The organism is Serratia sp. PF-27, assembly GCF_030053255.1.
In the GTDB taxonomy this organism is placed as follows: Bacteria; Pseudomonadota; Gammaproteobacteria; order Enterobacterales; family Enterobacteriaceae; genus Serratia; species Serratia bockelmannii.
This window is the reverse complement of sequence record NZ_JASGBT010000022.1, coordinates 657,025-681,973: the sequence shown is the minus strand read 5'-3', so window position 1 is coordinate 681,973 and position 24,949 is coordinate 657,025. Positions and strand designations below refer to the sequence as shown.

Sequence of the window (24,949 nt, the reverse complement as noted above, 5' to 3'; positions counted from 1 at the left end):
TGAAAACATTGTTTTGGTTATAAAACCGATAGCAGGATGTGTGCCAACCGCCGCATTAAGGCATCTGGCTGAAAAACCGGGCGTTTAAAGCCAGCGAGTTCGGGCGGGTGCTGCATTGGCAACAGCGGCTGACGGGCGGCTGTTGGTTATGCAACAAACCGCTTACCCCGCCAATCCAACCGTTCACCCGGCGGATCTGACCGCTGACCGAAATACGCCTGTCTTCCCCCCTTACCCCCGGCGATGATGAGCTGTTCCTAAACCCGCCTTACCTCGGGAAAGACGCTACGGCTCACCGCGCCACTCTGACATCTCTTACAAGCGGATGAGTTCATTCATATTTTGCAGACTGGAATTAAGGATACCTCATGAAACGAGAGGGGATTTTAAAGCACATTCCGTGGATGCTGCTGGGGATACTCGGCGCAGCCTGCCTCGGCGTGGTGGCGCTGCGCCGCGGCGAACACATCAGCGCGCTGTGGATCGTCGTCGCTTCGGTGGCGGTGTATCTGGTGGCCTACCGCTACTACAGCCTGTACATCGCCACCAAGGTGATGAAGCTGGACGCCGGTCGCGCCACCCCGGCGGTGGTCAACAACGACGGCCTGAACTATGTGCCGACCAACAAGAACGTGCTGTTCGGCCACCACTTCGCCGCCATCGCCGGCGCCGGGCCGCTGGTGGGGCCGGTGCTGGCCGCGCAGGTCGGCTACCTGCCCGGCACGCTGTGGCTGCTGGGCGGCGTGGTGCTGGCGGGGGCGGTGCAGGACTTTATGGTGCTGTTCATCTCCTCGCGCCGCAACGGTGCCTCGCTCGGTGAGATCATCAAAAAAGAGATGGGGCCGATACCGGGCACCATCGCGCTGTTCGGCTGCTTCCTGATCATGATCATCATCCTGGCGGTGCTGGCGCTGATCGTGGTGAAAGCGCTGGCGGAAAGCCCGTGGGGCGTCTTCACCGTCTGCTCCACCGTGCCGATCGCGCTGTTTATGGGCATCTACATGCGCTACCTGCGCCCCGGCCGCGTGGGTGAAGTGTCAATCATCGGCATCGTGCTGCTGGTGGCCGCCATCTGGTTTGGCGGCGTGGTGGCGCACGACCCGTACTGGGGCCCGGCGCTGACCTTTAAAGACACCACCATCACCTTCACGCTGATCGGCTACGCGTTCGTCTCCGCTCTGCTGCCGGTGTGGCTGATCCTGGCGCCACGCGACTACCTGGCCACCTTCCTGAAAATCGGCGTGATCGTCGGGCTGGCGATCGGCATCGTGATCCTCAACCCTGAGCTGAAAATGCCGGCGGTGACCCAGTTCGTCGACGGCACCGGCCCGGTGTGGAAAGGCACGCTGTTCCCGTTCTTGTTCATCACCATCGCCTGCGGCGCGGTCTCCGGCTTCCACGCGCTGATCGCCTCCGGCACCACGCCGAAACTGCTGGCCAATGAGACCGACGCGCGCTTTATCGGCTACGGCGCGATGCTGATGGAGTCCTTCGTCGCCATCATGGCGCTGGTGGCGGCTTCCATCATCGAGCCGGGCCTGTACTTCGCCATGAATACCCCGCCGGCGGCGTTGGGCATCACCATGCCGGATCTGCACCGCCTGGGCACCGAAGACGCGCCGATGATCATGGCTTCGCTGAAGGACGTGACCGTGCATGCGGCGGCGGCGGTCAGCTCCTGGGGCTTCGTCATCAGCCCGGAACAGATCCTGCAGACCGCCACCGACATCGGCGAACCTTCGGTGCTGAACCGCGCCGGCGGCGCGCCAACGCTGGCGGTGGGCATCGCCCACGTGTTCCACCAGATCATTCCAGGCGCCAACATGGGCTTCTGGTATCACTTCGGCATTCTGTTCGAGGCGCTGTTCATCCTGACCGCGCTGGACGCCGGCACCCGCTCCGGCCGCTTTATGCTGCAGGATCTGCTCGGCAACTTCGTGCCGTTCCTGAAGAAAACCGACTCGCTGGTGGCCGGCATCATCGGCACCGCCGGCTGCGTCGGGCTGTGGGGCTACCTGCTGTATCAGGGCGTGGTGGATCCGCTCGGCGGCGTGAAGAGCCTGTGGCCGCTGTTCGGCATCTCCAACCAGATGCTGGCCGCCGTGGCACTGGTGCTGGGCACCGTGGTGCTGATTAAGATGAAGCGCACCCAATACATCTGGGTGACCGTGCTGCCGGCGGTGTGGCTGCTGATCTGCACCACCTACGCGCTGGGCCTGAAGCTGTTCAGCGACAACCCGCAGCTGGAAGGCTTCTTCTTCCTGGCCGGCGAGTACAAGCGCAAGATCGCCGAAGGCGGCGCCGAGCTGAGCGCCCAGCAGATCGCCAACATGAACCACATCGTGGTGAACAACTACACTAACGCCGGGCTGAGCATTCTGTTCCTGCTGGTGGTGTACAGCATCATCTTCTACGGGGTGAAAACCGCGATGGCGGCGCACAAGAACCCGAAACGCACCGACCAGGAAACGCCTTACGTGCCGGTGCCGCAGGCCGCGCCCGCCGACGGCGTAACTGAGGGGGAGGTCAAAGTTTCGACCCAGCATTGATGTGATTTAACGGATACCCTGCATAATAAACGTTAAGTAGTACCCAAAGCCGCACAGCCTGTGCATCGCAAGATGCCAGGCGTGCGGCGCGATGCAATCGAGATACCCGGGGCGACCCGGAGGTGGGGCATCCCTGCGGGAACCCCATCCCCCGGCTTCCCCTAATATCAGGCTTAAGCAAGCGCTGTAGTGATGCAGGGTAGAGTTGGAGAAGGCTTATGTTCGGAAATCTCGGCCAGGCGGGGAAATATCTTGGGCAGGCGGCGCGCATGTTGGTGGGCGTGCCTGACTACGATACCTACGTCCAGCACATGAAAGACAACCACCCGGACAAGCCGGTGATGACCTATAAAGAATTTTTCCGCGAGCGCCAGCAAGCGCGCTACGGCGGCGACGGCAAAGGCGGCATGCGCTGCTGTTAACCCGCAGTCACAAGGACCCGTATGAAACCCATTGCAGTCACCATCCTGACCGGCTTTTTGGGCGCCGGCAAAACCACCCTGCTGCGCCACATCCTGAACGCCGAACACGGCTATAAAATCGCGGTCATCGAGAACGAGTTCGGCGAAGTGCCGATCGACGACGCGCTGATCGGCGATCGCGCCAGCCGCATCACCACCCTGAGCAACGGCTGCATCTGCTGCAGCAAATCCAACGAGCTGGCGGACGCGCTGCTGGATCTGCTGGACGGCGTCGACAGCGGCCAGCTGGCGTTCGATCGGCTGATCATCGAATGCACCGGCATGGCCGATCCCGGCCCGATTACCCAGACCTTTTTCTCGCACGAGATCCTGTGCGAGCGCTTCCTGCTGGACGGCATCATCACCCTGGTGGACGCAGCGCACGCCGAGCAGCAGTTGAGCCAGTTCAGCATCGCCCAGGCGCAGGTGGGCTACGCCGACCGCATCCTGCTGACCAAAACCGACGTGGCGCCGGACTGCGAGGCGCTGATCCAGCGGCTGCAGCGGATGAACGCCCGCGCGCCGGTCTACCAGGTAACGCACGGCGATATCGATCTGAGCGTGCTGTTCGACATCGAAGGCTTCACGCTGAACGACAAACTCAACCTGACACCGCCCGCCCCGCTGTTCCGCCGCATCCCGCAGCCGCAGAGCGACATCCGCTCGATCGTAGTGACGCTGGAGCGCCCGCTGCCGCTGATGCAAATCTCCGAAGTGATGGAAGGCCTGCTGCTGGAATACGCCGACAACCTGCTGCGTTACAAAGGCATTTTGTCTATCGAAGGCGAGCCGCGCCGCCTGCTGTTCCAGGGCGTGCAGCGGCTGTACAACGCCGACTGGGATCGGGAATGGCTGCCGGAGGAAGAGCGCAAGAGTACGCTGGTGTTTATCGGTGTGGATCTGCCGGAGGAGGAGATCCGGGAGCGGATTGGGGGGCTGGGAGCGCAAAGATCCCAATGAAATAAAAAGGGCAGAACATCTTTCATTCTAACTAAGCATCGAAGACGTCCTCAGTTACCTCGCCCCCTTCTGAAAATACGGCCCGGCCGCCACCGAGCCACGCTGGCTCTGGCCGGCCGGGAAGCTGGAGCGTTTCGCGGTTAAACATCGAGGCCGGGCTTAACCGGCCCCAGCGATCGCCTCTACTCTTCTTGCCGCTGCGCCCCCGCATGGCGCCGGTAGTTGGCCAGGTTGATGCCCAGCAGCAGCACGGCCAGCGCGGCCGCCAACCCGAAGGAGAAACGGTAACCGAGGCTGGCGGTCATCCCCACCATCAGCATATTGCTGACCATTTCCCCGATATCGCGCGAGCTTTGCACCATGGTCATGTCAGTGCCCGCCTGATCGCCCTGCGCGGCGAACTGCATGCCGGCAGTCATGATAGCGACCGAGGTCACGCCGGAAGCCAGCGCGCCGCCCATCACCGCGGCGATCACGCCACCGGATTGCAGGCCCCAGTTGGCCATCGCCAGCCAGCATAACGCGGCGCCCAGCGCGCAACCCAGGCCGACCGCGAACGCCTTCCACACCCCCAGCCGGCTCACCAGCCAGGCGCCGCCGCCGCACCCGAGCACCAGCGTCACCATGCCGCCGGCCATGCCGATCTGGCCGACCTGCGCCGGCGTCCAACCGTGATCGGTTAAAAACAGCTTGGCCAACCCGAAGCCGGATACCGCGGTCACCGCCGACAGCAGCGTAAGCGTCAGCAACCGCGCCGCGCCGCGACGGCGCAGCGTGCGCAGCAGGCTGGCCGGACGCGAAGCGGCGCGTTCGGGCGGCAGATCGGCGTGTTGCCGGAAGCGGCCAATCGCCAGCAGGCTGGCGGCAGGGAAGATCGCCATCGCCAGCAGCGCACCCTGCACGCCGACTCTGGCGCTCAGCATCATCATGCCCGCCCCGCCGACGAAGAAGCCGCTCATCACCCCGGCGATTTGAATGGCATTGACGCGCGACAGCAACTCACCGCTGACGTGTTCCGCCGCCATGCCGTCGGTGGCGATATCCTGCGTAGCGCTGGCCAGCGACGCGACGACCAGCAGCGCGACGCACAGCCCGGCCGCCGCTGCGGAAATGCCGACCGCGCTGAGCAGGATCAGGCACAGCATCACTACGCACTGCAGCGGAATAATCCAACTGCGGCGGCGTCCGAAGCGCGGCGACCAGTGATTGTCCACCAGCGGCGCCCAAAGAAACTTCACCACCCAGGGCAGCCCCACCAGCGGCAAAAACGCCAGCGCCTGCAGGCTGGCGCCGTCATGGCGCAGCAGGGTCGGCAACGCATCCATGGCGATGCCGATCGGGATGCCCTGGCTGAAATAGAGCAGCCCCAGGGTCAGCACCAGATGCCGATGTTGCAATAGTTGTCGCATATTTTACTCCGATTGGCGCGGCCAGGCGCCGCGCGATTGCCATAACAAGGCGCCGGCGGCGAACAGGGCCGCGCTGACCAACAATAAAGCGCTGTCCAGCCAGTACAGGCCGGGGCCGGCGCTGAGCATATGGCCGAGCGCCGCCGCCAGCAGCGCCGTGCCACCGACCATTCCGCTGCCGAACAAGAGCCACCCCGGCCAAACCCGCCACGCCGACAGCGCCACCGCGCCCCACATTCCCCAAAACAGCCAGGCGGCAGGGAACGCCGCCAGCGGCCGGGCGGCCAACAGCAAACTTCCCGCCACCGTCAGACCGCAGCAGACGCCGGTGATAAAGCGCGCGGCACGGCGCTGCGGCTGCCGCAGGCACCACAATCCCAGCCCGCTCAGCGCCAGCGTCGCCGCGCCGAACCCGGCCAGAAAATGCAATGCGCTCACCGCCGCCGTCCGCGGCAACCAGGCGTATTGGCCATAGTGCAACGGCTGTACGGCGATGAACGCGCGCGTCCATGGCCCCTGACGAGCGGCGCTGCGCCGCATCAGCGCCGGCTGCTCGCCGCTGCCGAAACGAAATTGCTCGAACAGCGCGCTGCTGGGAATGCCGCGGGTGACGCCGCCCACCGCCAGCAGTGCGCCATCCGGCGCGCGATGCAGGGTTTGCGGCGTAAATTCCGGCGCCTGGCGCCGCAGCGCCGCCAGCGTCTGCGCGGGAGTACGCCCGGCGTCAGGCAAGGGTGGTGCAGGTTGCGCACCGCTCATCAGCTGCGCCATCACCCGCTGTGGCGCACCGGGGCTGACGCGGTCGGCCAGCAGCACCGTACCGAGCGCGCCGAGGCCGGACAGCGCGCCGGTCAAAGCGAACATCACCAGCCACGGATAGCACCAAAGCCCCAACAGATTGTGCAGATCGAACAGCAGCACCCGCAGCCCCTGACGCCGCCGCAGCTGCAACAGCTGGCGCAGCCGTCGGCCATGCAGCGCAATCCCGCTGATCAGCAACACAGTGAACGCAATGCCGAACAGGCTGAGAAACACCCGACCGGGAAAGCCGAGAAACAGGTTCTTGTGCAGCGTCACCAACAGCGTGGTCGGCGCCGTCAGGCTGATCGGCCGCCCGCTGACGGCGCTCAGCGCAAGGGCGCAGTCGTCCGGGGCGCGGCAAAAGCGAATCACCGGATAACGCGCGCTCGGCAGTATGACGTAAGGCGCCGCGCCGTCTTCACCGTAGGCTTTCGCGTCGTCCAGCAACTGCGCCAACGGCCGTTGCTCGCCGCTCATCGTCACGCCGTTCCACCACAGCGTGAAGCTGTCGCCGGCCAGGCTCCAGCAGCCGGTGAACAGGATCACGAACAGCGCGCAGCCGAACAGCGCGCCGCAGCCCCGATGCAGCGCCGCCAACGCCCGTCGCGCGACGGCGTTCATCGCCACGCCTCCAACAGCGCCAGCGGCAGCGGCCACCACAGCCAGGCGCGCAGCAGCGTGCGACGCCAGTCCGGCGCCAGCAGGCTATATGTCAGCAACGCGATGCCGCCGAACAACGCCAGAAACAGCGCGCCGTAAAGCCGATCGAGCGGGTCGGCCGAGGGGTAGCCGCGCGCCAACAGCAGCGCCAGAGTAACGCCCCCCATGGCGCTGCCGAGGCACGCCGCCCATACGCGCGGGCTCATCAGAACTCGGCCTTGACGGTGAACATCAGGTTGCGCGGTTCACCGTAACGGTTGTTCCACTGCGGCGAGAACAGCCCGGCGTAGTAACGGCGATCGAACAGGTTGTTGACGTTGAGCGCCGCCGACCAGGTCTCGTCGATGCGATACCCCAGCCGGGCGTTGACCAGCGCATAGCCGCCCTGACGCAGCGTCGTCGCGCCGTTGGCGCTGCTGAACGCGCTCTGCGCCTGGATGCCGCCGCCGATGCTCCACTTGCGCTGATCCCACGGCAGATCGTAATCGCTCCACAGCCGCAGCATATGACGCGGCGTCAGGCTGTTGTAGGCGCGCCCCTGGTTGCTGACGTCGCGGGTGTAGCGCGTGTCGGTATAGGTGTAGCCGAGCGTGACGTCCCACCAGGGCGTGAGATAGCCGCGCCCTTCCAGTTCGAAGCCTTCGCTGCGCGCCTTGCCGCCGCTGATGTACCAGGTATCGAAACCGCCGCCCGGATGATCGGGGTCCACCTGCGGATTGTTCTCCAGATCGATGCGGAACGCCGCCGCCGAGAGGTTGAGCGCGCCGTGCATCAGCGACGCCTTCACCCCGCTTTCCAGCGTGCGGCCTTCAACCGGCTTCAGCATCTGCCCGCTCCAGGTTTTGCCGGTCTGCGGCTGGAACACCGTGGCGTAGCTGGCATACCACGACCAGTCTTCGGCGAAGTCCCAGATCAGGCCGCCGTAGGGCGTCAGGCGCGCGTTCTCCTCCAGGCTGTCGCTGGGTGAACGCAGTTGCCACCAGCTCTCACGCGCGCCGGCCACCAGCGTCAGCGGTTCTGCCAGTTTGATGCGGCCCATGCCGTACACCCCGCGCTGAATGGTTTTGGTCGATCCCGGCGAACCGTAGGCGCCGATCGCCGGCTTCGGCACGCCGTGCGGATCCCAGCGATAGACGTTAACCGGCACCTGAAACGCCGGATCTAACTGCGCGGTGAACTGCTCCTCTTCGGCATGGGTGTAGCTAGCGCCGACGATCAGCTCGTGCTGTCGTCCCCAGGCGTCGATCTTGCCGTTCAGGCTGGCATCCAGCCCCAGCTGCCGGTTGCGGAAACGATAGGCGCCCCCCATCAGCGCCGCGCCGTCGCCGGTGGCCGGATCGACGTTGCCCCAGGCGCCGGCATACAGCAGCCGCGACTTGGCATACAGATAATCGCTGCTCAGCTTGAGCTGCCAGGCGTCGTTCAGCCGCTGCTCCACCGCGGCGAACAGCCGCGTGGTGTCCCATTTGAAGCGATCCCAGTCCACGTCCAGATAGGTGCTGCGCGGTAGGTGCAGATCGCTGCCGTCTTTCCCCATCGGCACCCCGGCCATGTTGGTGACGGAATCGATGGTCTGGTACTGCGCGCCGACGCGCAGCAACGTGTCCGGCGTCAGATCGGCATCAACGGTGGCGTACAGCAAACGGGTTTTCTGATCCGAGACGCGATAGAAATAATCGCGGTCTTCCCATGCCATCACCGCCCGGCCGCGTACGCTGCCCGAGGCGTTCAGCGGGCCGCCCACGTCCGCTTCGCCGCGATACTGGTTCCAGCTGCCGGCGCTGGCGGTAAACTGCGCGCGGTTTTGCGCCAGCCCGTGCTTGCGCACCATGTTGACCGTGGCCGCCGGGTTGCCGAGCCCGTGCAGCAGGCCGTTGGAGCCGCGCAGGATCTCCACCCGCTCGTACACCGCCATGTCCTGCGGCGAGCTGGCGGTATTGCCCAGCAGCGTCGGCACGCCATCCAGTTCGAACGAATCGATCTTGAAGCCGCGCGCATACCACGCGGTGGTCAGCAACACGAAGGGGGCGCTGGTGACGCCGGTGGCGCGCGTCATCACCGCGTCCAGCGAAGTGAGGTTCTGTTGGTCCATCTGCTGGCGATCGATCACGCTGACCGACTGGGCCACTTCACGCGGTTTCAGCGGGATTTTCCCCAGCGTGGTGACGCCGGGAGCCACATAGTCATCCCGCGCCGCCGCGCCGGCGGTCACGGTGAGGGTATCTTCTTTTACGTCCGTTTTGGCCGGCGCATCCTGCGCCAGCGCACCGGTGCCGCACAGCGCGCACAGCAACGCGCCGCGGCGCGTCGCGGCCGCCACTGGTGAGAGGTGAATGAGTCGCATGTTTTTCCCTGGTTGTTATTGTTAAATGATAATCGTTATCAATCTAACAAAACGGCCGCCGCGACTTTTTCGATTGCCGGAGTTTCTCTATCGATCGCCGGTCATTTTCGCCTGGCAGAAACGGGCGAACCACCCCCCCGCCTCGCGCAGCGCATCCGGGCTGCCCGCCGCCGTCAGCCGCCCGCCTTCCAGCACCCATACCCGATCCGCCCGACAGGCCAACGCGGGATCGTGGGTGACGACAACCCGCGTGCCGGGCCAGCCGGCCAGCAGGGCCGCCACGCGCTCGGCGTTGCGCCGATCCAGACTGGCGCCCGGTTCATCCAACAGCAGCCGGGGAGCCCCCTGCAGCAGCGTGCGCGCCAGGCACAGCCGCTGCTTCTGCCCGCCGGAGAAACGATCGCCGTCGCTGCCGACCTCTTCTTCCAGCACGTCGGGCGGCAGATCCAGCGCCGCCAACAGCGCCAGCAGACGCTCATCGCCGATATCCGTTCGCCCCTGGGTCAGATTCCAGCGCACGCTGCCGCGCAGCAGGCGATTGTCTTGCCACATCACGCCGCGCCCGCTCGCCAATTGCCGCGCCGACAGCGCGCGCACGTCACGGCCGCCGTAGAACACCCGCCCCGCCGTCGGATCCTGCGTGCGCGCCATCAGGCTCAGCAGGCTGCTTTTGCCGGCGCCCGAAGGGCCGACGATCGCCAACATCTCTCCGGCGGCACAGGCTCCGCCTATCTCCCGCAACCGCCAACCGCCGTGCGCCGCCGCCAGGCTCAGCGCCTCAAGCGCGATGCCGTCGTCCTGCGGCGCCGGGCCGTCCCGCTCCGGCAACGGCAGCGCGGGCGCCGCCAGCGTCTGGCGCAGTTGGCCCCAGCCGTTCTTCAACTGACGCAGCGCCTGATCGAGGTAAGAAAGCTGAAGCAGCGGCTCCAACGAGCGGGCCAGAACAATCATCAGCGCCAGCCATTGGGCGGCGTTCAGGCGCTGCGCCAACACCTCATGGGCGCCGAACCACAATGCCGCCAACAGCGTCAGCTGCAACCCGGCGCTGAACAGCAGATGATACGGCAGGCTTTGGCGCAGCAGCGCGGCATACGCTCGATGATGGCTATCCAACCGCTGCGTCAGCGCTTCGGCGGCGGCGGCCTGCCCGTAGCCGAAGCGCAGCAATGCCTGATGACGGGCAAACTGCATCAGCGCCCCTTCGATATTCTGGTTGGCCTCCCCCAGCTCCCGCTCTCGCCGGTGCAGCCGGACCGCCGAACCGCGCAACACCAGCGCCAGCAGCACGCCGGCCGCCAGCAACGCCAGCGCCATTCCCAGGCTCTGCCAGGCCAGCCCGGCGACCAGCGTCAACGGCGTGACGATCGCGCCAACCAGCGGCGCCAGCAGGTGCGCCGGCGCCGACATCGCCTGGCCGATCGCCCCGGTCAACAGGCCCGGCGCCTGCTCCTGCGGCGACAGCGCGCGCGGCAGACGGCGGAACAGCGCCCGCAGCAACGCGTTCATCACCGCGCCGCCGGCGAAGAAACCGCGGGTGGCCGCCGCATACTGCACCGCCAGCGCGAGGGGCGTGGCCAGCGCCAGCAACCCTAACCAATGGCCGGGATTTTGCCGCCAGCTCGCCACCGCCGCCGCCAGCAGCAAGGCGCAGACGCCCTCCAGCGCCGCGGCCAACGCCATCAACAGCAGCGCCGGGGCTAGCGCCTGCGCCAGCTCACGCTTCATCGTCCACCTCCCGGCGCTCGGCCAACGCCGCCAGCAGCGCCGGATGTTGCGCCAGCGCGGCGGGCGTGCCGACCGCCAGCAACCGCCCCTCCGCCAGCACCGCCACCCGATCGGCGCGGCGGCACAGTTCCGCGTCGTGCGTTGCCACCAGCCGAGTGGCGGGCAGCTGCGCCAGCGCCGTCAGGATGCGTTCGCGACTCTGCCGATCCTGCGCCGAAGTCGGTTCGTCGGCCAACAGCAGCGGCCGCCGCGCCAGCAACGCCCGGGCAATGGCGAGACGCTGCGCCTCCCCGCCGGAAAGCGACGGCGCCTCATCCAACCGCTCCTGCAAACGCGCCGCCAGCCCCAGCGCGGCCAGCACGCGCCGCAGCTGCGCCGCCTCCGCCCCGGCGGCGAACAGCGTCAGGTTGTCGCGCAGCGACATCGCCGGCGGCGCATGCTCCTGCGGCACCACGGCCACCATCTGATTGAATGCCTGCGCCGAAAACGCGTCGGCGGGCACGCCGTTGAGCGATACCGTTCCGCTATCCGGCTCGCTATAACGAGCGATCAACCGCAGCAGCGTGCTTTTACCGCTGCCCGACGCCCCGACAATCGCCAGCCATTCCCCCGGTTCGACGGCCAGATTGACGCCCTGCAACAACCAGCGTTCGTCCTGTCGGCAACCGAGATCGCTCAGCCGCAGCGCCGCCCCCTGCGGCGCCGAAGCGATCGCCGAGCGCTCTCCCCAGCGTATTTCGGGATGCGCCAGCAGCGCCCGAATGCGGCCGGCGGCCAGCGTCGCCGCGCGCAATGCATCGCCGCCGTGCCCCATCGCCATCACCGGTTGCGACACGCTGCGCAACAGCAACACGAACAGCGCCAGCTCCGCCAGCGTGAGATCGGGCGCCAGCCAGCGGGCGCCGAGCAACAGCCAGCCGGCCGACAGCGCGGCGCTGAGCAGCAATTGGGTCACGGCGCCGAGCGCGCCGATACGCCGCAGCCAGCGGTGAAAGGCGGCGAGAAAGTCCCGCAGGCTCTGCCGGGCGCGCGCTTCGATGCCCGCACCGGGAAACTGGCGCGCCAACAGCGGATGCGCCGCCAGCTGCCGATAATCGTCGTTCAACTGCCGAAACGCCCGATCGCGTTGTTCAAACGCCGGCCGCAGGCGCGGCGAACGGATGACGCGAAACAGCAGCGCGGCCGCCAGCAAAGGTATCAGCGCGAACAGCAGCAGCGGCCACTGCACCGCCGCCAGCAGCGCCAGCGCGCAGCCGGGCACGACGGCCAGCTGCACCAGTTCCGCCGGCGCATGGGCCACCAGCTGATGCAGCGCCTGAATGTCCTGCGACAGCGCCCGGGCGGCGCCGCTCTCGCCCTGTCGCACAAACCAGTTCAGCGGCAGGCGTGCCAGCTTGGCGGCCAATTGGCTGCGCAGCCGGTGGCACAAACGCGCGTCAAGCAGATGAGTCAGATGCAGCGCCAGCGTTTGGGCGAACAGCCACAGCGCCAGGCCACCGGCGGCGACGCCGAGCCAAAAGGGATAGGCCGCCGGTGAGGCGTCCACCAGCCGGGCGATCGCCAGCCAGGGAAACAGCGAGCTGACGCCGGCCAGCGCCTGCAGCGCCAGCGCGGAATACAACATGATGCGGAAAGGACGCGTCAGCGCCCGCAGGTCACTCAGCATGAGATCCTCCACGGCAAAGGCGCCTACTGTAGCCACAAGCGGCGGGCGCCTTCATCCGCAAAGGCTTTCGCCGGCGGGACTTTTTCTTTCGATTGCGTGGCTAACGCTTTTTGACGTCGCAGGGCATGACGCCAAAACGCTTGCGGAAAGCGACGGAGAAGTGCGCCGGCGTATAACCCACCTGCCAGGCGACGGTGGAAACGTGCAGATCCTGCTCGCTCAGCAAGCGCCAGGCGGTTTGCAGCCGGTGCTCCTGCAGCAGGCCGAACACGCTGGCGCCAAACAGCTGGCGGAACCCTTGCGTGAGTTTGCGGGTATTCAACCCGGCGCGTTGCGCCAGTCGATCCAGGCTCGGCGGCTGCTCCATCTCCGCCAACAGGATTTCACGCGCCAGCTGCAGGCGCGCCACGTCCCGCGCAGCCAGGCGCACGCCAACAGACGGCGCGGCGGCGCTGCGGTTCCAGCATTGATGCAGGCAATGCGCCGCCAGTTCGTTGGCCTTGGCGCTGAACCACAGCCCGCGCTGAGACTCGTGCAACGGGCAGGCGAACAGCTGCCGGGCCTGGCCAATCAGCGCTGCCGGCGCCGCCAGCGGCACCAACTGCGCATGCCGCCGCCCATCGAGGCCGGGCGGCAGGCGGACATCGTTCTGTTCCAGCCAGGCGGCGGAGAACTGCATCAGGGTGTAATCGAGCGGTTCGCCGGCCTGGAACAGGTTGTTCAACACGAAGTCGTCCCGCCCGGCGGCCAGCAACAGCGAAGGGCCGTTCAGCTCCACCTGCGGCCCCGCTCCGCTTTCACAGCGCAGACGCCCGCGGCGGATCACCACGATCTTCAGGCCCGCGCGGTGGGGTTCATCCAGCTCGATATCGACGTCGGCGGCCAACACGCCGCGCCGCGCGCGCAGCATGTCCGACAGCGCATAGTCCTGCGCTTGCTGATGATATTCCTGCAGTAACCGTTGAGGGGACGTAGACATGTTCGCCCTGCCTGTGAGTGATGACGCCGACCGTCGGCGAGGTTTTTGATAGTGATTCTCATTAGCAATATAAGGCCGGCCGACGGGTTTGTCTATTGAGGCGATGGATGAAAAATCGGCAGATCAGTTACCAACCCAATACGGCCCCGCCGCCACCGACTCGCGCTCGATCAGGCTGGCCGGGAAACTGGGGCGCTTGCTCAGCTCGCCGCCGTCCAGCATCGACAGCAGGCGGTTGATGGTCTCCTGGATCATCTCGGTGACCGGCATCTTCATGCTCGACAGCGACGGTACGGTATAGGGCGCCAGCGGGATGTCGTCAAAGCCGATGACCGATACCGCCTCCGGCACCGCCACGCCGCGCTCCGCCAGCCGCTTCATCGCGCCGATGGCCATCTCGTCGTTGCCGGCGACGATGGCGCTGAACGGCTGCCCGCCGGCCAGCAGCGCATCGACCGCCGCCACGCCGCTTTGCGCGTGCCATTTTCCTTCGACGATCAACGCCTCGTTAACCGCAATGCCCTGCTGCGCCAGCGCGGACTTGTAGCCGGAAAGCCGCTCCAGCCCGGTGGGGGAATCGAGCGAGCCGGTGATAAAAGCGATGTCGCGATGGCCGCGCGCGATCAGGTGCGCCACCGCCGCCGCGCCGGCGGCGTGCTGATCGCTGAAGATGCAGTAGCTGTCGTTCAGCCGCAGCCGCCGGTTGATCACCAGAATCGGCTGGCGGTGTTGGGAGACGATCTCGTCCATTTCCGCGATCGACAGAAAACGCGGATAGATAATCACCCCGTCGCAGCGCAGATCCAGCAAAAACTGAATGGCGGCCCGCTCCTCTTCGGCGGTGTGCTTGCCGTCCGCCAGGATCAGTTGGCGGCCGTTCGCCTCCATGATGCGCGCCGACTGCGCCATCAGTTCGCTGAAATAGTTGCCGCTGTAGAGAGTGTTGGTGACCACCAGACCGAGGGTTTGGGTGGTGTTGGTCGCCAGGCTGCGCGCCAGCAGGTTGGGCCGATAGCCGGTTTCCGCGATGGCTTTATCCACCAACGCGCGTTTCTCCTCGCTGACATAGCCGCTGCCGGACAAAACGCGCGACACCGTCGCCTTTGAAACGCCGGCCTTTTTCGCCACCTCGAGTATCGTTGCCATCTGTGCGCCGCCAAAATCCATGGGTTCAGCGCAGTCTACCCAAGACGCCCGGCGTTTGGAACGTTTTCACGCCCCTGCACATCGGTATGCGCTTACCTCTGACGATCCAGATCACGAAAACGAAACGCCAAAAATCATAGTTCTTGCCAACAACAAAACACCAATACATGATTTTGTGAAACCGGTTTCTTATGGGCGTTTCATACGGATGGAACGACGGATCGCCCAGGCAGTAAATATTCGCCTTTGGGCTATCCGAATTGCTATCTGAGAGACGACACGCCATGCCGAAGAACTACGCAGAGATCTCGCACGCCATCGTGGCCGCCCTGGGCGGCACGGGCAATATCGAGACCGTGACCCACTGCATGACCCGCCTGAGATTCGTGGTGAAAGACAAAACGCGGATCGACACGCCGGCGCTGAAGGCCATCGACGGCGTGCTGGGCGTGGTGCACAGCGGCGAGCAGTGCCAGGTGATCATCGGCAACGAGGTGGCCAAGGCCTATCAGGCGGTGCTGGCGCTCGGCATGCCGGGCGCGGCGGCCCCCGCCGCCCCGGTGAAGCGCAAGCTCACCCTGAAGGGCATCGGCGCCGGCATTCTCGACGCGCTGGTGGGCACCATGTCGCCCCTGATCCCCGCCATCATCGGCGGCTCGATGGTGAAGCTGCTGGCGATGATCCTGGACATGGCCGGGGTATTCGAGAAAGGCTCCTCGACCCTCGTCATCCTCAACGTGATCGGCGACGGCGCGTTCTTCTTCCTGCCGGTGATGGTCGCCGCCTCGGCGGCGCTGAAGTTCAAAACCAACATGTCATTGGCGATCGCCATCGCCGGGGTGCTGGTGCATCCCAACTTTATCGATCTGATGGCCAAGGCGGCGCAGGGCCAGGCGGTGGAATTCGCCTTCATCCCGGTGACGGCGGTGAAATACACCTACACGGTGATCCCGGCGCTGGTGATGACCTGGATCCTGTCGCACATCGAACGTGGGGTGGATCGCATCACCCCGGCGGTGACCAAGAACTTCCTCAAGCCGATGCTGATCGTGCTGATCGCCGCGCCGATCGCCATTCTGCTTATCGGCCCGCTCGGCATCTGGATCGGCAGCGGCATCTCTGCGCTGGTCTACACCGTGCACGGCTACCTGGGCTGGCTCTCCGTGGCCATCATGGGGGCGATTTGGCCGCTGCTGGTGATCACCGGCATGCACCGGGTGTTTACCCCAACCATCATCCAGACCATCGCCGAGACCGGCAAAGAAGGCATGGTGATGCCTTCGGAGATCGGCGCCAACCTGTCGCTGGGCGGCGCTTCGCTGGCGGTGGCGCTGAAAACCAAGAACCGCGAGCTGCGCCAGACCGCGCTGGCCGCCGCGGCCTCCGCCATCGTGGCGGGGATTTCCGAACCTGCACTGTACGGCGTGGCGGTGCGCCTGAAGCGGCCGCTGGTCGCCAGCCTGATCAGCGGCTTCGTCTGCGGCGCGGTCGCCGGCATCGGCGGGTTGGCCAGCCATTCGATGGCCTCGCCCGGGCTGTTCACCAGCGTGCAGTTTTTCGATCCGGCCAACCCGATGAGCATCGTGTGGGTGGTGGCGGTGATGGCGCTCTCGGTGGTGCTGTCGTTCGCGCTCACGCTGATGCTGGGCTTCGAGGATCTGCCGGAAAACGCCGCCGCGCCCGGCCAAACCGCACCGGCGGCGAACGCCGCCAGCGCAACGCATTGAGACACCAGAGGATTGCATGTCCGATTCAACATTCCCTAAAGGATTTTTATGGGGCGGCGCTTTAGCCGCCAACCAGGCGGAAGGCGGCTATCGCGAGGGCGGCAAAGGGCTGACCACCGTCGATATGATCCCGCACGGCCCGCACCGCATGGCGGTCAAACTCGGGCTGGAGAAGCGCTTTAGCCTGCGCGACGACGAGTTTTACCCCAGCCACGACGCCATCGATTTCTACCATCGCTACCGCGACGACATCGCGCTGATGGCGGAGATGGGCTTTACCGTGTTCCGCACCTCCATCGCCTGGAGCCGGATTTACCCCAACGGCGACGAGCTGACGCCCAACCCCGAGGGCATCGCCTTCTACCGCAGCCTGTTCGAAGAGTGCCGCCAATACGGCATCGAGCCACTGGTGACCCTGTGCCACTTCGACGTGCCGATGCACCTGGTGACCGAATACGGCTCCTGGCGCAGCCGCAGGATGGTGGAGTTCTTCACCCACTACGCCCGCACCTGCTTCGAAGCCTTCGACGGACTGGTGAAATACTGGCTGACCTTCAACGAGATCAACATCCTGCTGCACAGCCCGTTCTCCGGCGCGGGGCTGGTGTTTGAAGCGGACGAGAACCCCGAACAGGTGAAATACCAGGCCGCGCACCACGAACTGGTGGCCAGCGCGCTGGCGACGCGCATCGCCCACGAAGTGAACCCCGCCAACCAGGTGGGCTGCATGCTGGCCGGCGGCAACTTCTACCCGTGGTCTAGCAAGCCGGAAGACGTGTGGGCCGCGCTGGAGAAAGACCGCGAGAACCTGTTCTTTATCGACGTGCAGGCGCGCGGCGCTTACCCCTCCTACGCCGCCCGCGTCTTCCGCGAGAAAGGCGTCAGCATCGTCATGGCACCGGAAGACGCCGATATCCTGAAGCACACCGTCGACTTCGTCTCCTTCAGCTACTACGCCTCGCGCTGCGCCTCCGCCGACATGAACGACAACAACAGCAGCGCCGCCAACGTGGTGAAATCGCTGGCGAACCCGCACCTGCCGCGCAGCGACTGGGGCTGGGGCATCGATCCGCTGGGGCTGCGCATCACCATGAACATGATGTACGATCGCTACCAAAAGCCGCTGTTCCTGGTGGAAAACGGCCTGGGCGCGCACGACGAGTTCAATGCAGCAGGCGAGATTGAGGACGACTACCGCATCAGCTACCTGCGCGAACACATCCGCGCCATGGCCGACGCCATCGCCGACGGCGTGCCGGTGCTGGGTTACACCACCTGGGGCTGCATCGACCTGGTGGCCGCCTCGACCGGCGAAATGAGCAAACGCTACGGCTTTGTCTACGTCGACCGCGACGACCAGGGCAACGGCACCCTCGCCCGCACCCGCAAGAAATCGTTCTGGTGGTATAAGAAAGTGATTGCCAGCAACGGGGGGGATTTGGGGTAGGTTTGGGTCGGAGGCTAGGAGGGTTGGGCGCTGGTGGTGAGATTAGCGTGGGGGACGGAGGACTTCCAACCTAAGTTGATTGCCTTCCTGCCGCACAGCAAATTCGGCGACGAATTCACGCGCAGAGGGAAACTCGCCCGCCTGCTGTTTGTTGAGGGAGACCAGCTTCGCGGAGAAATGGTATTGCTGCCCCGGCGTAAATACGTAGCCCTCATCAGGGACGCACTGATTGGGGGCGACATCCCGCAGCGGATCGAAGAATTTGAACGTGCGGCTCTGCGCCTCATCCAATCGGTAGATCGAGATGCCCGCGAGCTTTTCGTCTCCCAGCGGCTGAACGGTGATACATACTTTGCCCTCACGCAAGCCGGCGGTTGCGGGGTAGTCTACGGGGATACGATCGCCTATCGACGGGCAGCCGGCGAGCAGGAAGGGGAAAGTGAGGGGGAAGATCCGTTTCATTTTGTCCCTACGTTATCTGCTGCCCTGTGTGATATTTTCAATTTCGTAAACACCATTGAGCTTTGTCACTTTGAAGTGAGCAATAAAGGCCCTGCCGGAAACATCCTGCAGGTTTCTGCGCTTCTCAATCGGCACAAAATTTAGCCTCATGCTATAGGTATGATTTTCCTGAAATGGGTAATCGTTCTGCGTAACGCAAATGCCCTTTTTAAGATCCTGATTCCCCACCTCAATCAATTTCTCATCAGCATCACCCGTGAGATAGAGCGTATCTTGCCTTTCGTTTTCCTTTGGTGAAGGATAGATACAGATGTCTCCATTCTCTTTAACATGGGCGGCGATAGGGATATCCGGCGCATAGCGCTGATCGAGACGATCGCCTACACAGGCGCTTAGCAAGGTCACACCAACAACGGCACAGAACAGTCTCGCCTTCATAACCAATCCTCTTACTTGTAAGGAAAACCGACTAACACTTTCTCATATTTTTCTTTTACTTTTCTCACATCGGCATAGTCATTACCGTTGTAAGTCACTTCCTTGCCGAAGCGGTTTCTCCAAACAGCATAACCTGAAGAGGTCAACAAATGATAATCAGCAACGATCTGAGCCTGTTGCTCCATAGCGTAGTTCTTTAGGAGTTTGGAGCCATCCAGTTCATAACTGTAATTTGCCAACCAACTGTAGAGGCCTCGGGTCTTAACCCACATACCACGCTGGTATTGCCAAACATGAACCATTTCATGGATGAAAAGATGTTTATGACTATACCCTTCCTTTGAGAAATCGGGCACGTACCAGTCTCTAAAATACAGCTCACCATTGGGTGACATCGCAGTGTTTCGATTTTGTAAGCCAAAGGGGAAATAGCTATCGTGATGAACCCAGACTTTCCCATAAATAATTGAACCACCAAATACCGACTTCGCAAGGCCGATCTCCCCGGAGGTTAATAGCCTTAAAGCCCCCTCTTTCTTTTCCATCGTAGTGCATCCCTGTCATTATTTTAAAAAACTCACTACCGCGAGTATTAAAAAAGAGGTTGATAATAGCACCCTAGGTACACAGGATAAACATTCAACCATTCTTTTTACATTCATTCACCTCAACGTATTTCGTGACAACAAAATTCACAGATTTAATAATTCATTTAGCAAATGAATTATCCTAACTGATTAGCCTGAATTAAAATTTAATAACTGCGATCTGCATTCCAACCTCATGAGTAAACAGCCTGTAATTCCATACGGCTTATTTTTTCCTTTTACTGATAACGTTATAGTTTTTCTGCTGCGGCAAAATCCGCAGCCGGAGTTAGCGTTCCGAATCTGACATATTACCGCTGTATTATGTAATAATGCAGCAGCTTTAGTTCACTCCAAATAATGGTGGCTCAGGCGGGGGCTTCGCAAGAAGCGCCGGTTCGTATGTCCCGGTGACGCTAACCCCGTCTGGGCTACCACCCGAGTTTAGCGTCTCTGGTGATAGTCATTAACCAATGACATACGGAGATGCCCCCATGACAAAGGTTCCCACTACAGAATCCGTTGAAAGCACCCTTATCCTCTACCGCCAACTGTTTAACCACCTCGATCTCAGCGCTTTTAACCCTTCAGAACTTTTAGACCTGGCCGCACTCTCTGCCGAGCAAGCGGAAGGGCTGTGCCACGGCCTGATGCTGTTTGGTCACTTGCTGCAAAAGCACCCACAGTTGGATACCGAAGGCTGGGAGCAGATGAATCGCTATCTCAATGCTACAGCGCATCTGGTTCCTGCGTTGTGTAACCTTTATGGGCGTGCGTTGCGGGAGATGGAAGCCTGCAGCTAACGTAAGCGACAATCAGGGCGATGCCTGCACTTGTCGCCCTTCCCATTCAGGATTTCCAATAGATCTGACTGACATATCACAACAAAAGCATTCATCAAGGTAGGCATTTCCTCCCCTACCTGGCATAGTTAACGCATTCGGTAAATCGATGAGTTAACTGCTGGGTATTGATGCATACTGCTCTCGTCAGCAAGCACATTGCTCAGAGCCAACTCGGTAATATGAGGGAGTGGTTTTGGCAACTGCAATAGAGGCGTTATCTTCAAAAGAATCCGTTTTAAAAGCCATCGAAGAATATAAAAAACTTGGCAGAGATGAATTCTTAAAACAACATGAAATAAAACGATTTAAAAAACACACCCTTCTTTATAATGGCGAGAAGTACGACATCCGAGGCATTGCCGCTAGAGCATACCGTGAGCAGCATGGCTATCCGTTTAAGGGAGTCAACGCCGATAGCGGAACGGAAAAAACCATCCAATTTCTCAAAGATCTCGGTTTTGAGATCGTCGAAACGCCGCATCCTTTTGACTATTTAACCGAAGGCAAACTGTACACACGCAAAGCACTTATCGAGCTCTACGGCGGACAGCTACAAGGCGGTATCTGGACCCCGCGGGAATTCCCGGTAATCTTTATCTTCACCGGAGAAAGCGGCGAAACCTACGGCTACAAAGATGGATGGACAGCCGAAGGCAGCTTCTCTTATACGGGAGAAGGCCAAAAAGGCCCTATGGAATTTATTCGTGGCAATAAATCCATCCGCGACCATAAAAAAGACGGCAAAGACATCTTCCTGTTCGAAGACAACAAGAAAGAAAAAGGCGTTCGCTATCTTGGCATGTTTGAGTGCGATTCTTGGGATCATATTCAGTGCTTAGACTTAGAAAATAACATGCGCCAAGGCATTACCTTTAACCTGTTCAAAGTCTCGTCACTGCACGCGGTTGAAGAAGATGCAGACACCGATGAAGCCGATACGCAGACAGAAACGCTCGAACAGTTACGCAAGAAGGCACTGCAGTCCTCAAAGCAATCAGGCCAGCGCCAACAGAGCGACAGCAAAAAATCCTGGTTCAAACGCAGCGAAGACGTAAAAAAATACGTGCTGAAGCGCGCCAATGGCATCTGTGAAGCCTGCGATCTGCCGGCCCCATTCAAGAAAAGGAACGGCGATCCCTACCTTGAACCCCACCACACCAAACGCTTAGCCGACGAAGGCCCCGATCACCCGCAGTGGGTGGGTGCTATTTGCCCTACTTGCCATCGGCGGATTCATAGCGGGGTGGATGGGAAAGAGGTGAATAAGCAGCTGATGGTGAAGTTGGAGTTGAAAGAGGCTGCATATAAATAGCCAGTTTTATTACAGTGCCTCTAGATCGAAACACCCCGTGTTGCCTTTCGAAAAGATAATCCTAGATAAAGGGATTATCTTTTCCCCACATCATTCTCTGCCCACGCTTTGCGGAGATTTGATAAGGGACAACCCATAACCTGAGTGTGTCTGAAAATGCGAAATGCTGGCGTACTGGGTGATTGAAATCATCATGCGCAGGATAAATTAAATACATATCTCCTGAGCCACCAAGATACTTTTGGCCATAGGCAAACATTTGGTAGAGATCGGATTGTGCAATGCCATAGAGAGGTTTCTCCTGCGAGTTGTTATTAATCAGCTTCCATTTGGTATCTAGCACCATTTTGGTACTGACCGGATGACGTGATTGAATCAACAAATCTGGGCGCAGCTTAAAACAGTCCCTCTCACCATGTTTAACCAACGAATAGCTTGCAGCCTGCGGCTTCACCTTGAAACCATCCGGCAATTCGTCAGCAAGCGTTGACGCGACAAAGGACTCAAATACCGCCTCCATCGGGAACAGGAGTGACAACGCTTTAGCATCGCCCTGTAGAGCGCTGGGGCTCATACCCTGCAATATCAACTGCGCCCACGCCAAAGGCTCATGGTAATGAGCCATACCGCGTTCCAAACGCAAACTCGATATGTCACCTTTTATATCTCTACTCGACGGGATACCATCAAAAGCAAAGCGTAATTCCTGTAACCAACGTTGATTATCTGAGGACAGGCTCAGGTTACCCAACTGATAAAGTGCAGAACGTAATAGCCTATTGGCCGCACAATCAGGTAAGTAATCATCGTAATCAAGATAGAATTTATGACGGTTCACTACGTTATGGCGTAACTGCGCTGACAGCATCAACTTGCCCTTCATAAAGGGCAAGTTAGCCTGTTCTTTCACGTAATCTGACCGCAGTCCCTGCTTAAGTAGCTGGCTAACGCTATGCAAAAACTGGTTGATAAAGATCTCCAGTAAAGGCATTCGTTGCGCATGAACTGAAGCCTGCTGGGTTTGAATATGCCTAAATCCAGACAGATGACTTAGCATAATCAGTAGCGTTTCGCGCGCTTGCCCCAACGTAAGGTTTTTGCCTATCTTGGGCAGGATCTCCAGTTGCAGGCCATAGGGGGTATAGAGTATCCCTGCGTAATTCTGTACCTGTAGCAATCGGCGCCCAGAACGTGAGGTGAGTTTAAGCAGCTGGCTTCCTTTCTCACTGGTTAGGCTAAGCGATTCTAAATAGTCAAAAACCTCAGGAGGAAGAGGAACAGCGCCAACCGGCGACTCTTTTTCAACGCCTAACAGGTCATACTCAAAAACAGAGATCACCTTACCCATTTTGTACAGCCTGAGTGGCTTCTTCAGGTTGATAGATCGCACGGTAAGCCTGTGGCAAATCCCAGACTTCATGCTCAAACGCTTTCAGTTCGTAGGCGGTTGATTGCTGATCGTGGCGCCGTAAACCATGATCGGCACCAAAAAGAATCTCCAGATCGTCGCTTTGCTCCATCACGAATTGGAGGCTGTCGTTTTGTTTCTGATTATCCGCCAATACCAAACGGATTTTGTTCCAGTCGTCAAAGAAGTATTCCTGCAATAAGGGGATGATCTTCTTCTGGAAGGCCGCTTTCAGCTGTTTAAATGCCAAGTCTTCATCCTTCGCATCACAGGCTTTTTTAACTGGCATAAAGAAGGCATGCCCTAAAGTATGCTCACGATCGTAGAGCGCCTCAATTCGGCTATTAATCTTCTCTAACAAAGGCTCAAGCTCAATGCCCTTTACTCTCGCCCCGCTGAGCAATGAAAGATCCGGCATCATCTCAACAAAGTCGAATCGGCGACGCAATGCGGTATCCATCAGCGCTAACGAACGGTCCGCAGTGTTCATTGCACCAATAATGTCTACGTTGCCAGGAACGCTGAATACTTGGCCGCTATAAGACAGCTGCAAACTCATTGCATTGCTCATCCCAGCGCGCTTGTCGATTTCTATAAGAGAAATCAGCTCGCCGAAAATTTTGGAGATATTGCCACGATTGATCTCATCAATAAAAATGGCATAGCGATGCGCCGGATCGGCCTTGGCCCGCTGGCATAGCCGCATGAAAATACCCGGCTCTATGGGGTAAGAAATATTCCCATTGTCATCTGCACGGGCTCGCATCCCTTCAATAAACTCTTCATAACCATAGGATTGGTGGAAGGTGACTGCGGCAAATCGCTGAATCGCCTCTGCGGTTTGTGGGCCTCGCTTTAACTCATCATAAAGCGAGATAAGGTCTTCCACTTGTTCTAGCTGCGGCTTAACCAGGAACCACTCACTCTCTGCCGTTTTATTGAAAATCGCGGGCTCACGGCGGCCTTTATATTCAACCGTAGTAGACTCTGGCACGGTAAAGGATTGCAGCGTTGCCCACGCAGTTTGCGATAGATTACTGCTGCGGCCATTCAGTAGCGCTTTACGCTGGAACCAAGGGTGCTCAATCAGCAAACGAACTTTGGCTTTTCTATTAAGATCTAACAAAACTAACGCAGTCACCTGCATCCAGTTCAGCGTTTCGAGACGAGAATCTAACCAAGCATCATAGTCAGCGGAGGCCGCTTGGGTGGTGTACTCCTTCATCTTTTGCTGCAAGACGAAAGTCTTCCCGGTGCCCGGTGGACCAAAGTAGATAGCGTTCACAGGTGAGTGCTGCGGTATCTGCGGGCTCACGACTTTATGGCTTTCTACGGCAAGATGGTTAGCCACTTCCTGTTGCTTTTGTTCGCCATCTCGCTCACGTAGCAATTCGTAAAGATGCCAGATTGCCATGTTGACATAGTAAGGGTCCGCATCTGGTAACCGTGCGTTAATCGCATTCTTCAGTTCATGGTTTTTTTGCAGCCAATTTCCGGTAAGCATGAGCGCCAGGGAAAATCGATCATTCAGAAACGTCGCCGTTTTGGTGAATGCATTCTCGTCCACAGTACTGGTGCAGGCTGCCGGTGTAAACGCCGCAAAGACACGATTCCGCAAACTCCAATACATTCGCTTGAGCTGCCCGCTCTCCTTGGCTTGCTGCAAAGCGGCTTCTACATATTGGTAAGTTTGTTCATTAGGCTGGCGACGAATGCGCTCGGTCAGCTCTCTGAATAACGGCAGGCTTTGTTGGAATTCAGCCAACGATGGAACGCCCTGCCGGATACTGGCAATACCATTATCACGCTCGTACCAAAGCCGTTTAACCAGATCATCCGTTTCGGGCTCAGAAAATGTCGGCGTTTGCTGAAGTGACGCAGTGAATTCACGGTAACGACGATCCCACTCTGAATGCGAATAGTCTTTATATTCGGCCAGAGAACCGATCACTTCATCGAGAGTCAGCTTACCTGCTTCAATATCGGCAACGATATCCATCACGAAATTCCTATACTGTGACAT

20 protein-coding genes are annotated in these 24,949 nt (G+C 60.7%); 7 read left to right on the top strand and 13 right to left on the bottom strand.

All coding sequences use genetic code 11. The annotated features are described in order from the left end of the window. Positions 1–368: 368 nt before the first annotated feature. From QMZ29_RS22585 to yjiA, 3 genes are all read left to right on the top strand, one after another. Positions 369–2,549 (top strand): carbon starvation CstA family protein, encoded by a 2,181-nt coding sequence (locus QMZ29_RS22585; RefSeq protein ID WP_060448212.1) that lies wholly within the window; start codon positions 369–371, stop codon positions 2,547–2,549. 218 nt (positions 2,550–2,767) lie between these two features. After that, positions 2,768–2,971 (top strand): YbdD/YjiX family protein, encoded by a 204-nt coding sequence (locus QMZ29_RS22580; protein WP_004953088.1) that lies wholly within the window; start codon positions 2,768–2,770, stop codon positions 2,969–2,971. 21 nt (positions 2,972–2,992) lie between these two features. Then, entirely contained in the window at positions 2,993–3,970 is a 978-nt protein-coding gene (yjiA, locus tag QMZ29_RS22575; RefSeq protein WP_261425230.1) for a GTPase, read from the top strand. Positions 3,971–4,152: 182 nt separating this feature from the next. On the opposite strand, the gene QMZ29_RS22570 is transcribed toward yjiA, so the two are convergent. The 8 genes from QMZ29_RS22570 to QMZ29_RS22535 form a co-directional block, all read right to left on the bottom strand. After that, positions 4,153–5,379 (bottom strand): RhtX/FptX family siderophore transporter, encoded by a 1,227-nt coding sequence (locus tag QMZ29_RS22570; protein WP_261425231.1) that lies wholly within the window; start codon positions 5,377–5,379, stop codon positions 4,153–4,155. A gap of 3 nt (positions 5,380–5,382) precedes the next feature. After that, complete coding sequence (locus QMZ29_RS22565; protein WP_261425232.1) at positions 5,383–6,801, bottom strand: PepSY-associated TM helix domain-containing protein; 1,419 nt, start codon at positions 6,799–6,801, stop codon at positions 5,383–5,385. Further along, complete coding sequence (locus QMZ29_RS22560) at positions 6,798–7,046, bottom strand: hypothetical protein (protein WP_049279053.1); 249 nt, start codon at positions 7,044–7,046, stop codon at positions 6,798–6,800. The genes QMZ29_RS22565 and QMZ29_RS22560 overlap by 4 nt, the downstream gene beginning before the upstream one ends. Beyond that, positions 7,046–9,184, bottom strand: coding sequence for a TonB-dependent siderophore receptor (locus QMZ29_RS22555; protein WP_197769267.1), 2,139 nt, complete (start codon positions 9,182–9,184; stop codon positions 7,046–7,048). Before QMZ29_RS22555 ends, QMZ29_RS22560 begins: the two co-directional genes overlap by 1 nt. Before the next feature lie 87 nt (positions 9,185–9,271). Continuing rightward, on the bottom strand, positions 9,272–10,909 hold the full coding sequence (locus QMZ29_RS22550; RefSeq protein WP_261425234.1) for an ATP-binding cassette domain-containing protein: 1,638 nt from the start codon (positions 10,907–10,909) through the stop codon (positions 9,272–9,274). Beyond that, the gene (locus QMZ29_RS22545) at positions 10,899–12,575 is read right to left on the bottom strand and encodes an ATP-binding cassette domain-containing protein (RefSeq protein WP_173888167.1); all 1,677 of its coding nucleotides are present in this window, start codon (positions 12,573–12,575) and stop codon (positions 10,899–10,901) included. Before QMZ29_RS22545 ends, QMZ29_RS22550 begins: the two co-directional genes overlap by 11 nt. 100 nt (positions 12,576–12,675) lie before the next feature. After that, the gene (locus QMZ29_RS22540; protein WP_060434065.1) at positions 12,676–13,554 is read right to left on the bottom strand and encodes a helix-turn-helix transcriptional regulator; all 879 of its coding nucleotides are present in this window, start codon (positions 13,552–13,554) and stop codon (positions 12,676–12,678) included. Positions 13,555–13,677: 123 nt separating this feature from the next. Continuing rightward, entirely contained in the window at positions 13,678–14,700 is a 1,023-nt protein-coding gene (locus tag QMZ29_RS22535; protein WP_145956992.1) for a LacI family DNA-binding transcriptional regulator, read from the bottom strand. A 284-nt stretch (positions 14,701–14,984) separates the two neighbouring features. Between QMZ29_RS22535 and ascF the strand changes: the two genes are divergently transcribed. Continuing rightward, positions 14,985–16,427: a PTS cellobiose/arbutin/salicin transporter subunit IIBC gene (gene ascF, locus QMZ29_RS22530; RefSeq protein ID WP_261425237.1), complete on the top strand. Its 1,443-nt coding sequence runs from the start codon at positions 14,985–14,987 to the stop codon at positions 16,425–16,427. Positions 16,428–16,443: 16 nt separating this feature from the next. Then, positions 16,444–17,874: a 6-phospho-beta-glucosidase gene (locus QMZ29_RS22525; protein ID WP_261425239.1), complete on the top strand. Its 1,431-nt coding sequence runs from the start codon at positions 16,444–16,446 to the stop codon at positions 17,872–17,874. 42 nt (positions 17,875–17,916) lie between these two features. Here the strand turns inward: QMZ29_RS22525 and QMZ29_RS22520 are convergent, their stop codons facing one another. The 3 genes from QMZ29_RS22520 to QMZ29_RS22510 are packed head-to-tail and all read right to left on the bottom strand — an operon-like array spanning position 17,917 to position 19,319. Beyond that, entirely contained in the window at positions 17,917–18,336 is a 420-nt protein-coding gene (locus QMZ29_RS22520) for a putative T6SS immunity periplasmic lipoprotein (protein WP_197769262.1), read from the bottom strand. Positions 18,337–18,348: 12 nt separating this feature from the next. Further along, positions 18,349–18,774, bottom strand: coding sequence for a putative T6SS immunity periplasmic lipoprotein (locus tag QMZ29_RS22515; RefSeq protein WP_261425240.1), 426 nt, complete (start codon positions 18,772–18,774; stop codon positions 18,349–18,351). An 11-nt stretch (positions 18,775–18,785) separates the two neighbouring features. Continuing rightward, positions 18,786–19,319 (bottom strand): hypothetical protein, encoded by a 534-nt coding sequence (locus tag QMZ29_RS22510; protein ID WP_048795350.1) that lies wholly within the window; start codon positions 19,317–19,319, stop codon positions 18,786–18,788. Positions 19,320–19,855: 536 nt separating this feature from the next. Between QMZ29_RS22510 and QMZ29_RS22505 the strand changes: the two genes are divergently transcribed. Both QMZ29_RS22505 and QMZ29_RS22500 read left to right on the top strand, forming a co-directional pair. Further along, complete coding sequence (locus QMZ29_RS22505) at positions 19,856–20,164, top strand: hypothetical protein (protein ID WP_164099981.1); 309 nt, start codon at positions 19,856–19,858, stop codon at positions 20,162–20,164. A 235-nt stretch (positions 20,165–20,399) separates the two neighbouring features. Continuing rightward, on the top strand, positions 20,400–21,518 hold the full coding sequence (locus QMZ29_RS22500) for an HNH endonuclease (RefSeq protein ID WP_261425241.1): 1,119 nt from the start codon (positions 20,400–20,402) through the stop codon (positions 21,516–21,518). Positions 21,519–21,579: 61 nt separating this feature from the next. Here the strand turns inward: QMZ29_RS22500 and QMZ29_RS22495 are convergent, their stop codons facing one another. Next, positions 21,580–22,866, bottom strand: a complete 1,287-nt coding sequence (locus tag QMZ29_RS22495; RefSeq protein WP_261425242.1) for an McrC family protein — start codon at positions 22,864–22,866, stop codon at positions 21,580–21,582. Beyond that, entirely contained in the window at positions 22,859–24,925 is a 2,067-nt protein-coding gene (locus QMZ29_RS22490) for an McrB family protein (RefSeq protein ID WP_261425243.1), read from the bottom strand. Before QMZ29_RS22490 ends, QMZ29_RS22495 begins: the two co-directional genes overlap by 8 nt. Positions 24,926–24,949 lie beyond the last annotated feature (24 nt).